Annotated in this window: 18 protein-coding genes and 1 pseudogene; 12 read left to right on the forward strand and 7 right to left on the reverse strand. The window is 70.2% G+C overall.

What is annotated here, in order from left to right; genetic code table 11:
- Positions 1–10 precede the first annotated feature (10 nt).
- A complete protein-coding gene (locus ACGFSA_RS10140; RefSeq protein ID WP_393302436.1) occupies positions 11–553 on the reverse strand; it encodes a hypothetical protein in 543 nt (180 codons plus the stop codon).
- A 487-nt stretch (positions 554–1,040) separates the two neighbouring features.
- On the opposite strand from ACGFSA_RS10140, the gene ACGFSA_RS10145 reads away from it, so the two are divergent.
- The 6 genes and pseudogenes from ACGFSA_RS10145 (at position 1,041) to ACGFSA_RS10170 (ending at position 4,261) form a co-directional block, all read left to right on the forward strand.
- Positions 1,041–1,475 carry a helix-turn-helix transcriptional regulator gene (locus ACGFSA_RS10145; protein WP_358860311.1) on the forward strand — a complete coding sequence of 145 codons (435 nt, stop codon included), beginning with the start codon at positions 1,041–1,043 and terminating at the stop codon, positions 1,473–1,475.
- 10 nt (positions 1,476–1,485) lie between these two features.
- On the forward strand, positions 1,486–1,902 hold the full coding sequence (locus ACGFSA_RS10150) for a VOC family protein (RefSeq protein WP_393302440.1): 417 nt from the start codon (positions 1,486–1,488) through the stop codon (positions 1,900–1,902).
- A gap of 149 nt (positions 1,903–2,051) precedes the next feature.
- Entirely contained in the window at positions 2,052–2,462 is a 411-nt protein-coding gene (locus tag ACGFSA_RS10155) for a VOC family protein (RefSeq protein WP_393302443.1), read from the forward strand.
- Positions 2,463–2,648: 186 nt separating this feature from the next.
- Positions 2,649–3,112, forward strand: a pseudogene (locus ACGFSA_RS10160) (helix-turn-helix transcriptional regulator).
- Between the two features lie 5 nt (positions 3,113–3,117).
- Positions 3,118–3,753 (forward strand): glyoxalase, encoded by a 636-nt coding sequence (locus tag ACGFSA_RS10165; RefSeq protein ID WP_393302446.1) that lies wholly within the window; start codon positions 3,118–3,120, stop codon positions 3,751–3,753.
- A 55-nt stretch (positions 3,754–3,808) separates the two neighbouring features.
- The gene (locus ACGFSA_RS10170; RefSeq protein ID WP_393302449.1) at positions 3,809–4,261 is read left to right on the forward strand and encodes a pyridoxamine 5'-phosphate oxidase family protein; all 453 of its coding nucleotides are present in this window, start codon (positions 3,809–3,811) and stop codon (positions 4,259–4,261) included.
- Between the two features lie 113 nt (positions 4,262–4,374).
- Here the strand turns inward: ACGFSA_RS10170 and ACGFSA_RS10175 are convergent, their stop codons facing one another.
- The gene (locus tag ACGFSA_RS10175; protein WP_393302452.1) at positions 4,375–4,512 is read right to left on the reverse strand and encodes a hypothetical protein; all 138 of its coding nucleotides are present in this window, start codon (positions 4,510–4,512) and stop codon (positions 4,375–4,377) included.
- Between the two features lie 506 nt (positions 4,513–5,018).
- Here ACGFSA_RS10175 and ACGFSA_RS10180 point away from each other — a divergent pair.
- The 3 genes from ACGFSA_RS10180 (at position 5,019) to ACGFSA_RS10190 (ending at position 6,598) form a co-directional block, all read left to right on the forward strand.
- Entirely contained in the window at positions 5,019–5,459 is a 441-nt protein-coding gene (locus tag ACGFSA_RS10180) for a helix-turn-helix domain-containing protein (protein ID WP_393302455.1), read from the forward strand.
- 27 nt (positions 5,460–5,486) lie between these two features.
- Complete coding sequence (locus ACGFSA_RS10185) at positions 5,487–6,149, forward strand: hypothetical protein (RefSeq protein WP_393302458.1); 663 nt, start codon at positions 5,487–5,489, stop codon at positions 6,147–6,149.
- A 113-nt stretch (positions 6,150–6,262) separates the two neighbouring features.
- Entirely contained in the window at positions 6,263–6,598 is a 336-nt protein-coding gene (locus ACGFSA_RS10190; RefSeq protein WP_266983191.1) for a DUF2516 family protein, read from the forward strand.
- On the opposite strand, the gene ACGFSA_RS10195 is transcribed toward ACGFSA_RS10190, so the two are convergent.
- From ACGFSA_RS10195 to ACGFSA_RS10205, 3 genes are all read right to left on the reverse strand, one after another.
- The gene (locus ACGFSA_RS10195) at positions 6,580–7,920 is read right to left on the reverse strand and encodes a PP2C family protein-serine/threonine phosphatase (RefSeq protein WP_393302462.1); all 1,341 of its coding nucleotides are present in this window, start codon (positions 7,918–7,920) and stop codon (positions 6,580–6,582) included. The two genes, ACGFSA_RS10190 and ACGFSA_RS10195, sit on opposite strands and share 19 nt — an antisense overlap.
- A 349-nt stretch (positions 7,921–8,269) precedes the next feature.
- On the reverse strand, positions 8,270–9,331 hold the full coding sequence (locus tag ACGFSA_RS10200) for a C40 family peptidase (RefSeq protein WP_393302465.1): 1,062 nt from the start codon (positions 9,329–9,331) through the stop codon (positions 8,270–8,272).
- 217 nt (positions 9,332–9,548) lie between these two features.
- Positions 9,549–10,334, reverse strand: a complete 786-nt coding sequence (locus ACGFSA_RS10205; protein WP_393302468.1) for a class I SAM-dependent methyltransferase — start codon at positions 10,332–10,334, stop codon at positions 9,549–9,551.
- 193 nt (positions 10,335–10,527) lie between these two features.
- On the opposite strand from ACGFSA_RS10205, the gene mshA reads away from it, so the two are divergent.
- The 3 genes from mshA to ACGFSA_RS10220 all read left to right on the forward strand — a co-directional run bounded on the left by mshA (position 10,528) and on the right by ACGFSA_RS10220 (position 13,495).
- Positions 10,528–11,880, forward strand: a complete 1,353-nt coding sequence (gene mshA / locus ACGFSA_RS10210; protein ID WP_393302471.1) for a D-inositol-3-phosphate glycosyltransferase — start codon at positions 10,528–10,530, stop codon at positions 11,878–11,880.
- Positions 11,881–11,959: 79 nt separating this feature from the next.
- Complete coding sequence (locus tag ACGFSA_RS10215) at positions 11,960–12,469, forward strand: YbjN domain-containing protein (protein ID WP_345512378.1); 510 nt, start codon at positions 11,960–11,962, stop codon at positions 12,467–12,469.
- A gap of 237 nt (positions 12,470–12,706) precedes the next feature.
- Positions 12,707–13,495 (forward strand): hypothetical protein, encoded by a 789-nt coding sequence (locus tag ACGFSA_RS10220; protein WP_393302475.1) that lies wholly within the window; start codon positions 12,707–12,709, stop codon positions 13,493–13,495.
- A 10-nt stretch (positions 13,496–13,505) separates the two neighbouring features.
- Here ACGFSA_RS10220 and ACGFSA_RS10225 read toward each other — a convergent pair whose 3' ends face one another.
- A complete protein-coding gene (locus ACGFSA_RS10225; RefSeq protein WP_266983174.1) occupies positions 13,506–13,748 on the reverse strand; it encodes a hypothetical protein in 243 nt (80 codons plus the stop codon).
- On the reverse strand, positions 13,745–13,993 hold the full coding sequence (locus ACGFSA_RS10230) for a hypothetical protein (RefSeq protein ID WP_345512371.1): 249 nt from the start codon (positions 13,991–13,993) through the stop codon (positions 13,745–13,747). Before ACGFSA_RS10230 ends, ACGFSA_RS10225 begins: the two co-directional genes overlap by 4 nt.
- Positions 13,994–14,002: the final 9 nt, after the last annotated feature.

Consider the following 14,002-nt stretch of genomic DNA (forward strand, 5'->3'; position numbering starts at 1 on the left):
CGGGGCGCGGCTAGCGCACCCAGCCCGTGAAGCTCTGTCCGACGGTGCGGGTGGTGCGGGTCTTCTCCGTCGTACGCGACTGGGTGCCGCCGTCGACCGCGGCCGACACGGCTCGTACCAGCCACGCGTTGACCGACAGGCCCTCGCGGCTCGCGGCCTCCTCGGCCCGCGCCTTGAGGTGGGCGGGCAGGCGCAGATTGACGCGGGCGGTGCCGCCGCCGCCGCCGCCGTCGTCGCCGTCGGCGGGTGCCGGGGCCGGGGCCTTGAGCGGCTCGGCGGGCCCGCTCTTGTCCTCGTACGTCTCGTCGCGCGGCGGCGGCGTCACCACGAAGTCCGGGTCGAGCCCACGCAGCCGTACGTCGACCGAGCCCGGGGCGAGTTCACGGGTGATCTCGTCCATCGCGGCGGAGAGCACATTGAGCATCGTCAGGCGGGTCGCCGACTCCAGGGGAGCGGTGAGCCGCTCGGCCAGCTCGCGGGCTTCTTCGCCGCCGGCTTCGGCGGCCACCGCGAGTTCGCGGCGGAGGTTGTCGACATACGGCGTGAGGTCCATGACGTCATAGTGGCATCACGATGGCTCCATGTACAAGCCTGTGGGGGGAGTGATTCTGGGTCGGAGCTATTCTGACGGCCCTGACCTGCGAAAATATGTTTGGCATCAAGTTGCTTCAATGTGGTGCCACGTGGAGTCTCGACCTCTCTGGCACCTCTAGTGGCGCCACGTGATGCCACTAGGTGCCGCACTCCTCCCACTCGGTGGCGGGACCCGCGAGGACGGCCTCGGCTGCGGCAAGCAGATCGGCCCCGCAGTCGGCGGCCGGCCGACGGAGGAACGCCCGGTGCACTTCGGCGAGCCGCGCCGACGGCTCGACGGCATCAGGCAGAAGAGCCTGCCGAGACCCTGCGAAATCTGGAGCGGATCGGCCTGGCCGGCCGGACCGTGATTCGCGGCGGCCGCGGAGGTGGCGTCGGCGTTGGCCTGCGGCAGCCCGCCGCCCGACGGCCCAGGAGCACTGACCTGACGGCGTTAGGCTGGCCCGGTGACGCTTGAGGATCTCGTACGGCTGCGCCGGGCCCGTGACGTGATGGACCGCGACTACGCCCAGCCCCTCGACGTCCCGGCACTGGCGCGCGTCGCCCTCATGTCGCCCGGGCACTTCTCCCGCAGCTTCCGGGCTGCCTACGGGGAGACCCCGTACAGCTACCTGATGACCCGCCGTGTCGAGCGGGCCAAGGCGCTGCTGCGGCGGGGCGACCTGAGTGTGACGGAGGTCTGCTTCGCGGTCGGCTGTACGTCGCTGGGGTCGTTCAGCTCGCGCTTCACCGAGCTGGTCGGCGAGAGCCCGAGCGCGTACCGGGCCCGCCGCCACGACCCGGGCGCCGCCATTCCGGCGTGCGTCGCCAAGATCCTCACGCGGCCGGTCAGGAACGGACCGGTCAGGATCGGGGAAGCGGAATCCGCCGACCGCCCGTAGCGTCGAAGGCATGAACATCAAGCTGTCCCAGTGCTTCATCGCAGTCGACGACCATGACAAGGCGCTCGCCTTCTACCGCGACGTTCTCGGCCTGGAGGTACGCAACGACGTGGCGTTCGAGGGGATGCGCTGGGTGACCGTCGGCTCACCCGCGCAGCCGGACGTGGAGATCGTTCTCGAACCGCCGGCCGCGAACCCGAACGCCTCGCCGGAGGACAAGCAGGCGATGGCCGAGCTGCTGGCCAAGGGCATGCTGCGCGGCGTGATCTTCTCCACCGACGACTGCGACGCCACCTTCGAGCGCCTCCGGGCCGCAGGCGGCGAGGTGCTCCAGGAGCCGGTCGACCAGCCCTACGGCGTCCGCGACTGCGCCTTCCGCGACCCGGCCGGCAACATGCTGCGCTTCACCCAGCCGCGCGATCGGTGACGTCCGCTCGCGCCGGCGCGGCTTGTGATCGCCTGGGAGCCGTTGCGGGAACCCTGACTGACGCAACGTCAGGCGGCGTGCGCGACAGGTGGCCGGGCGGATCAGGAATCGAGAAGCGTGGTCACCGACCCGCAGTTAACGTGACGGGCATGGACATCACCATTCACACGACCTTCCTCCCGCATGACGACCCGGACGCCGCCCTGGCCTTCTACCGTGACACCCTCGGCTTCGAGGTCCGCAGCGACGTCGGACACGGCAAGATGCGCTGGATCACGGTCGGCCCCGTCGATCAGCCCGGCACGTCCATCCTCCTGGCGCCGCCGGCCGCCGACCCCGGGGTCACCGAGGACGAGCGCCGCACCATCGTCGAGATGATGGCCAAGGGCACCTACGGCTGGATCCTGCTGGCCACCCGGGACCTCGATGGCACCTTCGAGAAGGTGCAGGCCGGCGACGCCGAGGTCGTCCAGGAGCCGACCGATCAGCCCTACGGCGTTCGCGACTGCGCCTTCCGCGATCCCGCGGGCAACCTGATCCGCATCCAAGAGCTTCGCTGAGCCGTTCGGTCATCGATCTGCCCTCGGTGGCCGGCGTCGCGACCACTGCGAAGAATGCGGCGGCCGGCGCTTCCGTGCTCCTGCGCCCCGGGCGAGCCGACCACCGGCCCCCACCTGGCCGCCGCCCGCTCCACCCTCAGCAAGTACCCAGGTCCTCGCACACATGGATGAAAGGAGCTCTCTCTCATGTGTCACCCCGCGTGGATGCGCGCACTTACCGCCGCGCAGCGCCTGAGCGACCTCGCGCGACTGCGCCGCGTCCGCGACCGGATCGACCGGGAGTACGCGCAGCCGTTGAACGTCGAGGCGCTCGCCCGCGGCGCGAACATGTCGGCCGGGCATCTCAGCCGGCAGTTCCGCTCGCCTACGGCGAGTCGCCGTACGCCTATCTGATGACGCGTCGCATCGAGCGCGCGACGGCGCTGCTGCGGCGCGGCGATCTCAGCGTCACCGAGGTCTGCTTCGCGGTCGGCTGCTCATCGCTGGGCACCTTCAGCACCCGCTTCACCGAGCTGGTCGGCATGCCGCCCAGCGCCTACCGGCGCCGCGCGGCGGGCTCTGCGGATGGGATGCCGTCGTGCGTGACGAAACAGGTGACCAGACCGGTCAGGAATCGAGAAGCACCGGCAGCCGAGCCGCAACTAGCGTGACGGACATGACCTCCATCGAATCCATCACTCTCGAGGTGGCCGACCCCGCGGCCGCCAACCGCTTCTACACCACCGCCTTCGGTTTGGGTACTCAGCTGCGCCTGCGGGCCTCCGAGGCGCCGACGACCGGCTTCCGCGGGTTCACGCTGTCGCTCACGGTGTCCCAGCCGTCCACCGTCAACAGCCTCATCGACGCCGCCCTCGACGCCGGTGCCACGCCGCTGAAGCCGGCCTCGAAGTCGCTCTGGGGTTATGGCGGCGTCGTACAGGCCCCGGACGGGACGATCTGGAAGGTCGCGACCTCGGCGAAGAAGGACACCGGCCCGGCCACCCGGGAGTTCGACGAGATGGTGCTCCTGCTGGGAGTCGCCGACATGACCGCGAGCAAGCGGTTCTACGTCGACCGCGGCCTCGCCGTGGCGAGGAGCTTCGGCAGCAAGTACGTCGAGTTCGCCGCTGGGTCGGGTCCCGTCAAGCTGGCGCTGTACAAGCGCCGTGCCCTTGCCAAGGACGCCGGCGTCCCTGCCGACGGCACCGGATCGCACCGTCTCGTGCTCGGCGGCGACGCCGGGGTCTTCACCGACCCGGACGGGTTCGCCTGGGAGGCCGCGTCGCTGACAGGCACGCCGTCCGACCGATGACCGACGGAGCCCCTCCCTCGGCGGAAGGGCTCTCCACGATGTGACTGGAGGAAGCATGACAGGCACGCCGCCGCGTGGGCTCGAGGAGAGGCTGCGGGACACTCGCGCGAAACTGGAGAGCGACGTCGATCTCTGGGTCGCGACGCCGGGCTCCCCGGGCGTCCACCTCATCCCGCTCTCGTACCGCTGGGACGGGACCGCGTTCCTCATCTCGACGCCGCGTGCCTCGATCACCGGCCGCAACCTGTTGGCGGACGGGCGGGTGAGACTCGGCCTCGGGCCGACGCGCGACGTCGTCGTCGTCGACGGCGCCGCCGAACCGGTGGACATCGCGGACCTCGCGCCGGGGGCGGGCGACGCGTTCGCGGCCAAGACCGGTTTCGACCCGCGCGAACTCGACGAGCCCTACCAGTACTTCCTGATCCGGCCGCGGCGCATCCAGGCCTGGCGGGAGGCGAACGAGCTGCAGGGACGAGACCTCATGCGCGACGGCCGCTGGCTCGGCTGACCGCCGCACGGGAACGCAGACTCCGTACCTCCAGCCTGACTCTCGGCATCAAGGGCCCTGCCACCAGGTATTTCCGGTGGCAGGGCCCCGCCCGTGCGATGACTCGCCGCTGATCAGTTCAGGATGGTGTACGTGTTCCAGCCGCCGCCGACCTTGACCCGGGCACCGAAACCGCTGCCCGTGCCGTTGCCGGGGTGGATGTACAGATTGCCGCTGGTGTCGCGGGCCAGCAGGTCACCCTTGCCGTCCACCGACCGTGATGTTGTAGCTTCCCCAGCTGCTGCTGATCTTGGGAACGTCGTCCGGCGAGTAGCTGTAGTTGTAGACCCCGCCGTCGAACACCTCCAGCAGATCGACCAGGGTGTTCTCGTTGAGCGAGGACGCGTAGAAGGGCTTGGCACCCTTCCAGCTGCCGTCGTCGCTCGTCTTGTCGGGTGGGTTCCACAGAAGACAAAGCCCCGCCAGGGGTAAGTGGTGGAACCGGGTCGAGCGGATTCACAGATGCGTTACATGCATGGTGAATCGGTGCCCGGGGTGGTCACAGACCCCACAGCTGTGACGCACGGGACCGAAAGGGTTTAACGATGAACTACAAGGTGGCTGCCGAAACCGTCGGTGACGGCGAGCGGGCGGGGTTCGGCGTAGGCGGTGTCGTGGTTGCTCTCGCGGACAAGGCCCGGATCGGCCGCACGTGGCGCGGAACACTTTTGCAAGCATGTGCTTGCAATAGTTAGCAGTGAAGGCGCACTATCGAGTCATGGCATCACTCAACGTCGGCAATCTCGGTGAGTACCTGCGCGAGCAGCGTCGCAATGCGCAGCTGTCGCTGCGGCAGCTCGCCGATGCCGCCGGGGTGTCCAATCCGTATCTCAGCCAGATCGAACGCGGGCTGCGCAAGCCGAGCGCCGAGGTGCTGCAGCAGGTTGCCAAGGCCCTGCGGATCTCCGCCGAGACCCTCTACGTACGGGCCGGGATTCTGGACGAGCGGGAGCGGGAGGAGCTGGAGACCCGGGCGGTCATTCTGGCCGATCCCTCGATAAACGAGCGGCAGAAGAACGTGCTGCTGCAGATCTACGACTCCTTCCGCAAGGAGAACGGGTTCGAGACCGCCCCGGGGGAACCCGGTGACGAATCCGGCTTCAGCGCGGACGGCACGGATGCCGATACAGCTTCAAAGCCTTCACCACCCTCACACTGAGTCTGATGATCCGGGAGGACCACAGTCATGGCCATCACCGATGACCTGCGTAAGACCCTCACCGACCCGACCCCCCTCTACTTCGCCGCCGGTACGGCGGACCTCGCCGTGGAGCAGGCCCGGAAGGTTCCGGCCCTGATCGAGCAGCTGCGGGCCGAGGCGCCCGAGCGGATCGAGGCCGTGCGCAACACGGACCCCAAGGCCGTCCAGGAGAAGGTGACCACGCAGGCCAGGGAGGCGCAGGCCACCGTGCAGGCCAAGGTCTCCGAGGTGCTCGGGTCGCTCGACACCGATCTGAAGAAGCTCAGCGAGTCGGCCCAGGACCTGGCGCTGCGCAGTCTGGGAGTGGCCGCGGAGTACGCGGTACGGGCCCGGGAGACGTACGAGAAGGTTGCCGAGCGCGGCGAGCAGACGGTGCGGACGTGGCGCGGCGAGACCGCCGAGGAGATCGTCGAGATCGCTGTCGTCGTCGAGCCGCGGCGGGAGTCCGAGCCGAAGCCGAAGCCGAAGGCGGAGCCCGCCGCCAAGAGCGAGCCGAAGACCGCTGCCAGGACGGAGCCCCGCACGTCGGCCGCGCCCGCCAAGAAGGCGCCCGCACGCAAGCCCGCGGAGGCGCCTGCGAGCAAGCCCGCGGAGGCGCCTGCGAGCAAGCCCGCGGCGAAGAAGACCACGCCGCCGACCGCCAAGTAGCACTGCGGACGGTGTGTACCGGGGCGCGGGGCGGGCACCTTTCGGGGTGGCCGGCTCGTTGTCCCGGTACCTTGGCCGCGAGGCGCTCATCCACTTATTAGGCGGTGCACACCATGTTGCTCACAGGATTCAGCACGCTCGTCTGGCTGCTCTACATGATCATGCTCGTCCTGGCCGTGGTCGCACTGTTCCTGGCCGCGACGGCCCGCGAGGACGCGTACCGTGCCGCGGACAAGCAGAAGAAGTCCTTCTGGCTGATCATCCTCGGCATCACCGTTGCCGTGAACCTCTTCGTGCCGATGCTGTTCCTGCAGCTCGCGGGCGCGGTCGCATCGATCGTCTTCATGGTCGACGTACGGCCCGCGCTCAAGGCGGTCTCCGGCGGCGGTGGCCGACGCGGCGGTTCCAGCAGCGACGGGCCGTACGGGCCCTACAACGGCGGGCGCTGAGCGTTCGCGGGTGACGGCGCCGATCCGGGACGGGGGCGGGGGAGCGACGTGCTCCGGCTGCGGCCCCGGTTGCCGCTCCGGTCACGGTCGAGCAGCAGGACCGCCACGTCGTCGGTCAGTTCGCCGCCGTTCAGCTCCCGGACCTCGGCCACGGCGGCTTCCAGCAGCGCCTCTCCGGTGAGCCCCTCCGCCAGTTGACGGTTGATCATCGCGACCATGCCGTCCTGGCCGAGCCGCTGCGTCTCGTTCGCCCCGACGCGGCCTTCGATCAGACCGTCCGTGTACATCATCAGGCTCCAGGAGCCACCCAGTTCGACCTGCCTGCGCGGCCAGCGGGCACGCGGCAGCAGCCCCAGGGCCGGGCCGCCGTTCTCGTACGGGAGCAGCTGTGCCGCCCGTCCGTGGCGGGCGACCAGCGGCGCGGGGTGGCCCGCCAGGCAGAGACCTGCGTGGCGCCCGTCGGGGGTGATGTCGACGGTGCAGAGCGTCGCGAAGATCTCCTCGCTCTCCCGCTCGTGCTCCAGGACCTGCTGGAGCGTGGAGAGCAGCTCGTCCCCGCAGAGCCCGGCGAGCGTCAATGCCCGCCACGCTATGCGCAGTTCGACGCCGAGTGCCGCCTCGTCCGGGCCGTGGCCGCAGACGTCGCCGATCATCGCGTGGACGGTGCCGTCGGGCGTGCGCACCGTGTCGTAGAAGTCCCCGCCGAGCAGTGCGCGGCTGCGTCCTGGGCGGTAGCGGGCGGCGAAGCGGAGGTCGGAGCCCTGGAGCAGGGGGGTGGGCAGCAGTCCGCGTTCCAGCCGGGCGTTCTCCTGGGCGCGCAGCTTCGACTCGGTGAGCTGGTGCTGCGCCACGTCGGCGCGCTTGCGTTCGACGGCGTAGCGGATGGCGCGGGTGAGCAGCCGTCCGTCGAGCTCGCCGCGGAGGAGATAGTCCTGGGCGCCGACACGCACCGCCTCGGCGGCCAGCTCGGTGTCGTCCTCCGCGGTGAACGCGAGGACGGCGTGGCGCGGTGCGATGCGCAGGACGTGCGTGAGGGTGGCGAGCCCGGCATGCCCCTCGGCGCCCTCGCCGGCGCGTGTCTCGCTGCTGGGCGGCAGAGCCAGGTCCAGCAGGATGCAGTCGACGTCGTCCGTGAGGAGCCGGCCCGCCTCGGTCAGATTGCGGGCGGTGCGGATGCGCACCCGGGTGCCGGCCGCGACCGGGAGCTCGGGGACGGTGAAGGTGCCCGCCGGGTCGTCCTCGATCACCAGGAGGGTGAGGTCGGCGACGTGGGTGGTTTCCACAGCGGGAACGGCTTGCTGCTGGGGTACGGGTACGGGCATCGGTTCGGTTTCCTTCCCTCCCCCCGAGGGCGCGGCGGAACGACGATCGACGATCCGCCAGACCGGGACGATAGCGGTACCGGACAGGCGAACGGAATGGCGAACGGCAACCGACCCCTGGCATATGCGGAGCCATAAGCCGCGTCCCGTCACGGATCCGGCGCGATGTGCCCGCCCGGGACCGGGTGGGGGGCCATGACGAACATCACCCTGCGGTGGGGCCGGGGGTGGCGTGGCTCACGGCGCGGGCGCATGGTCCCGGTCGCTGGGTGCGGGTGTGGGCGCGTGGTCCGTTGGTCCGGGTCACCGGACGCGGGTCACTGGACGCGGGTGGCCGGCGCGGGGGCCCTCACTTGTCCGGGCGGACCACCCCGAGTATCTCCATCGAGCCCGCGCCCGCCAGCGTGACATTCCGGCCCGGGCGCGGTGCGTGCACGATCGCGCCGTCGCCGATGTACATCCCCACATGGCTGGCGTCACCGTGGTAGATGATCAGGTCGCCGGGGCGCATGTCCTTGATCGCGATGTGCGGGAGCTGCCGCCACTGTTCCTGTGAGGTGCGCGGGATCGGCCGTCCCGCCGCCGCCCACGCCTGGGACGTCAGCCCGGAGCAGTCGTACGATCCCGGGCCTTCGGCCCCCCATTCGTACGGCTTGCCGATCTGCGACGTCGCGAAGGCCACCGCCTTCTTGTCGCGCTCGCTCGCCTCGCGGTTGATCTCCTTGAGGGCGCCGGAGCCGAGCCAGGCGGTCTGTGCCCGGTACTCCGCATCCTGCTCCAGCTCGAGGAGGCGGGCCCGCTCCTCCTTCTTCAGCTGTGATTCCAGCTTCTTCGCGGCGGCGATCTGCGCGTTGATCTGCTTCTTGGCCTTGGCCTGCTTGATCCGGTTGGCTTCGAGTTTCGTCCAGTTGGTGCTCGCGTCCTTGGTGTACATCTCCAAGTCCGCCTGGGTCCTGGTCAGGTCACCGAGGACACCCTTGGCTGCCTGCTGGCCCTGCCAGACCCGGTTGATGCCGTCCATGAACATCTGCGGGTCGTCGCTGAGCATCAGTTGCGCGCCCGGCGGCAGCCCGCCGGTCCGGTACTGCTCGCGGGCCTGGGCGCCTGCCTTGCTCTTGAGGTCGGCGATCTTCGCCTGTCCCTCGACGATCGCCTTCGCCAGTTCGACGATCTCGCCGGACTGCTTCTTGGCCTGCTCGTCGGCGAGGTTGTACGCGTCGGTGGCCGCCCCGGCCTTGCGGTAGAGGGCGTCTATCTCCTTGCGCACCTCTTCGAGGCTTTTCTTCGGTGCCCCGGCAGAGGCGGTGGGGGAGGGTGGTGCGGGCGCCGCGAATGCCTGGGTCGGCGCGGTCAGTACGGTCAGCGTGCAGACCAGAATGATCGCGGCAGCGGCACAGTGGCGTCGGTTCACAAGCTCCCCCTACGAACGGATCTGATTTACCGTCAGTAACTTTTCGCGACGTCGAGATCGTGCCATGCCGTACCGAAAAGCAACAGAGGCGGCCAGCTCCTGTCCTGACGGGCACTCGGGTCACACGGGTCATGCCGGTCGTGCGGGATCGCTCCCCCTCGTCTGGGACGAACGACGCCCCGTCCACGTTCCCGGGTGTCCCTCGAAGCACTCTCGTTCAGAAACTGTCGGGTTCGGGCCGCAGCGCCGCCCATTTCACCGTGACCTCACCCTGCCGCCACCGCCGTACCCCGTCCGTCAGCGGCCAGTCGCCGGAAAGCGAACGCACCGCGGTGATCCAGCGCTGTCGCGCGCCCAGCGAGGCGTACGGCGCCGCGGCGGCCCACGCCCGGTCGAAGTCGCGCAGGAACGCGTGGACCGGTTCGCCCGGCACATTGCGGTGGATCAGCGCCTTGGGGAGTCGTTCCGCGAGATCGGAGGGGCGGTCCAGGGAGCCGAGGCGGGTCGCGAACGTGACCGTGCGCGGGCCCTCCGGGCCGAGCGCCACCCACACATGGCGGCGCCCGATCTCGTCGCAGGTGCCCTCCACCAGCAGCCCGTCGGGTGCGAGCCGGGCGCAGAGCCGCTGCCAGACCGCGGCGACCTCACCCTCGTCGTACTGGCGCAGTACGTTCGCCGCCCGGATGAGAGTGGGGCGGCCGGCCAGCGGTATCTCGAAGCCGCCGTGGACGAAGGTGAGCCCCTCTTCCTCGTACGGTTTCGCCGCCGCGACCCGCTCCGGGTCGATCTCGATGCCGACGACCGCCGTGCGCGGATCGGCGGTGCGCAGGCGGTGCAGCAGCTCCACGGCGGTCCAGGGCGCGGCCCCGTACCCGAGGTCGACGGCGACGGGGGCGTCGGAGCGGCGCAGGGCCGGACCGTGCGTGGCGGCGATCCAGCGGTCCATGCGGCGGAGCCGGTTCGGGTTGGTGGTCCCGCGGGTCGCGGTGCCGATGGGGCGCATGACAGCGAGCCTAACGATCCCTGGGGCGGCGGCCTGCAGGACCGTCGACTCCGGGCGGGCGTGGTGACGCGCCGTGGCCGAGCGTAATGATTTGGTAAAGCGGAAATGAAAGGGCGTATTCCGCTGTTCCAGCCTTTCGAAGGGGCTCCGTGTCCCTTCGGTGCCATGCCCTGAGCGAGGAGGACCGGACGACGTGAGCCAGTACGTCTCTCGGCTCGGCAGCAGCCGTATGGCGCCGCGCCTCAGGTTCCCCGGCACCTTTCCCGGCGGCCACCGCAAACCCCGCCGCATCGCGATGCTCTCCGTCCACACGTCCCCGCTGCACCAGCCGGGCACGGGCGACGCGGGCGGCATGAACGTCTACATCGTGGAGCTGGCCAAGCGGCTCGCCGCGATCGGCATCGAGGTGGAGATCTTCACCCGGGCCACCACCGGCGCACTGCCCCCGGCGGTCGAGCTGTCGCCCGGCGTCCTGGTCCGGCATGTCGACGCGGGACCGTACGAAGGCCTGGCCAAGGAGGACCTGCCCGCCCAGCTCTGCGCCTTCACGCACGGCGTGATGCAGGCCTGGGCGGGCCAGCGGCCCGGCTACTACGACCTGGTCCACTCCCACTACTGGCTCTCCGGCCATGTCGGCTGGCTCGCCGCGCAGCGCTGGGGCGTTCCGCTCGTCCACGCCATGCACACCATGGCGAAGGTGAAGAACGCCGCGCTCGCCGAGGGCGACACCCCCGAGCCGGCCGCCCGGGTCATCGGTGAGACGCAGATCGTCAATGCCGCGAACCGGCTGATCGCGAACACCGTGGAGGAGGCGGACGAGCTCGTCCGCTTCTACGAGGCCGATCCGGCGGCGGTCGCCGTCGTGCACCCCGGGGTCAACCTCGACCGCTTCCGCCCCGCCGACGGGCGGGCCGCCGCCCGGGCCCGCCTCGGACTGCCCCAGGACGCCCTCATACCGCTCTTCGCGGGCCGCATCCAGCCGCTGAAGGCTCCCGATGTGCTGCTGCGCGCGGTGGCCGTGCTGCTGGACCGGAACCCCTCGCTCCGTTCCCGGATCGTCGTTCCGGTGGTCGGCGGCCCCAGCGGCAGCGGGCTCGCCAAGCCGGAGGGCCTGCAGAAGCTGGCGGCGCGGTTGGGGATCGCCGATGTCGTACGGTTCCACCCGCCGGTCGGTCAGGATCAGCTCGCCGACTGGTTCCGGGCGGCGTCCGTGCTGGTCATGCCCTCGTACAGCGAGTCCTTCGGTCTGGTCGCCATCGAGGCGCAGGCGGCGGGCACCCCCGTCGTCGCGGCGGCCGTGGGCGGGCTGCCGGTGGCGGTACGGGACGGGGCGAGCGGTTTCCTGATCCCCGGGCACGACCCGGAGGCGTACGCACAGGCGCTGGCCCGGTTCGCCGAGTCGCCGGAGCTCGTCGCCCGGATGGGCGGGGCGGCGGCCGCGCACGCGCAGGGCTTCGGCTGGGACACGGCCGCGTCCGCGACCGCGGACGTGTACACCGCGGCGATGCACGAACACCGCCGGCGCGTCCGCGTCCACCACGTCTGACGTACGCGCCCACCACGGCCGACGCGCACCCGCGCCGGGGCGACGTACGCCCGCACCACACCTCACGTACGCTCACCCCATGGCTGACGTATCCGCCGAAGCGGCAACAGCGCAGGTCATCGAGGCGACGCTGAAGGACGCCGGGCTCGAATGGGAGAGCCCCGACCGCGGTACCTACGTGGTGAAGCTTCCCGGTACCCGCAAGCTGTCCACCACCTGCTCGCTCATCGTCGGCAAGCACTCGCTCTCCCTCAACGCCTTCGTCATCCGCCACCCGGACGAGAACGACGCGGCGGTCCATCGCTGGCTGCTGGAGCGCAACCTCCGCCTCTTCGGCGTGAGTTACGCGATCGACCGGCTCGGCGACATCTACCTCGTCGGCCGGCTGCCGCTCTCCGTGGTCACGCCCGAGGAACTGGACCGGCTGCTCGGCACGGTCCTCGAAGCGGCCGACGGCTCCTTCAACACGCTGCTGGAGCTGGGCTTCGCGAGCGCGATCCGCAAGGAGTACGCGTGGCGGGTGTCGCGCGGCGAGTCCACGCGGAACCTGGACGCGTTCACGCATCTGACCCAGCGGCCCGCCAACTGACCTCCCTCGCCGACGCCCTGCACCACGACGCCGTACCCGACGACTCCGCCGACGCCGCCCCGCAATCAACCGCATCACCGCCGTGCACGGAGACCGGGTCGCCCCGGAGCGCCCGCTCCCGCTCGGCTCGGCATGGGAGAGAGCCCCTTCACGGGATGATCACAACGCAATCACGATCAAGCGCTGTACCCTAATTGGTTGATCGTCAAACCATGGCTCGCGCATAGGGTTTGCGACATGAGACCCACTGCCATACGCCGTACCGCCGTTGCCGCCGCCTGCGCGATCTCCCTGACCCTGCTTGCCACCGCCTGTGGGGGAGACTCCGACTCCGGCAGCAAGGGCGCCGACGGCAAGGGCAAGGAGGGCGCCGCGGCCCAGCCTGCTGCCAAGGCGCTGACCGCCGCCGAGCTGGACAAGGTCGCGCTGGTCCAGGGTGACGTCAAGGGGTACAAGGTCGCCGATACGGGCAAGGCCGATGTCGTCTCGGCCTCCGACGTCACTGCGGACAAGGAGGCCTGCGAGCCTCTCGCCGACGCGCTGATGGGCGCCGAGCTCGGCACGCCCGCGGCGGTCAACCGGCGCAAGGTGATCAGCGAGCCCAAGAAGGGCCAGAAGGACAAGCTGGACAGCGCGGACGCCGGGGAGGCCTTCACCGCCGCCTTCGACATCACGACGACGCTGACGTCCCTCGCCTCGTACGACGGCAAGGGCGCCCAGGACACCGTCGGGAGCGTACGTACCGCGGCGACCGAGTGCTCCGGCGGCTTCACCCTCACCGCGGGCGGGACGAAGCAGAAGGTCGTCACGATCAAGGAGGAGAAGATCTCGGGCGGCGAGGAGGCCGCCGCCTGGACGCTGACGGTGGAGCAGGACGGCGAGAAGACCCCGCTCAAGCTGATCGTCGCACGCCAGGGCGCCACGGTCGCGTCGTTCAGCGCTCTCAACCTGGCCGCTTCCGGCACGGGCCAGGACTTCGAACTGCCGACCGCGGTGGTCGACGCGCAGCTCGCAAAGCTCGCCTGAGCGGCGGAAGTCAGGGAAGCGGGACAAGCCGCACCACGGTGACGGTGAGGACGGACCCGGAGACGTAATAGAGCACGATGGCACCGGCGACCGTCGCCTCACGCCGGTCGTGCTCACTCTTGACGGCGGACGACCCGTGCCCGTACGGGTCGCTCCCCAGGGTGCGCGCCATCTCGTCCCGGAAGGTGTCGCCTTCCCGCATCTTGGCCAGGGTGTCGTCGGCGGGCGGAGCGTAGGAAATACGGAAGCTCAAGCGACGCTCCGCCTCTCGGCCTCGTCCCGCGCCAGCCGGTCCAGGATCCGCTCGGCCTCGGGATCGGGCACGGCCTCCAGCATCCAGTGCCGCATCACGGCCTGGATCTCCTGCACTCCGGCCCCGTTGATGGCGCGGTCGAACTCCTCGCGTCTCTCCTCGGGCAGCGTGGCCCGGATGTCCGGAATGCTGTTGGGCACGTCGACTTCGGTGCCGCCGACAAACGTCTTCAGTGGCTCGCCCATGACCGTTCT

The sequence above is a fragment of the Streptomyces sp. NPDC048496 genome (assembly GCF_043200055.1).
In the GTDB taxonomy this organism is placed as follows: Bacteria; Actinomycetota; Actinomycetes; order Streptomycetales; family Streptomycetaceae; genus Streptomyces.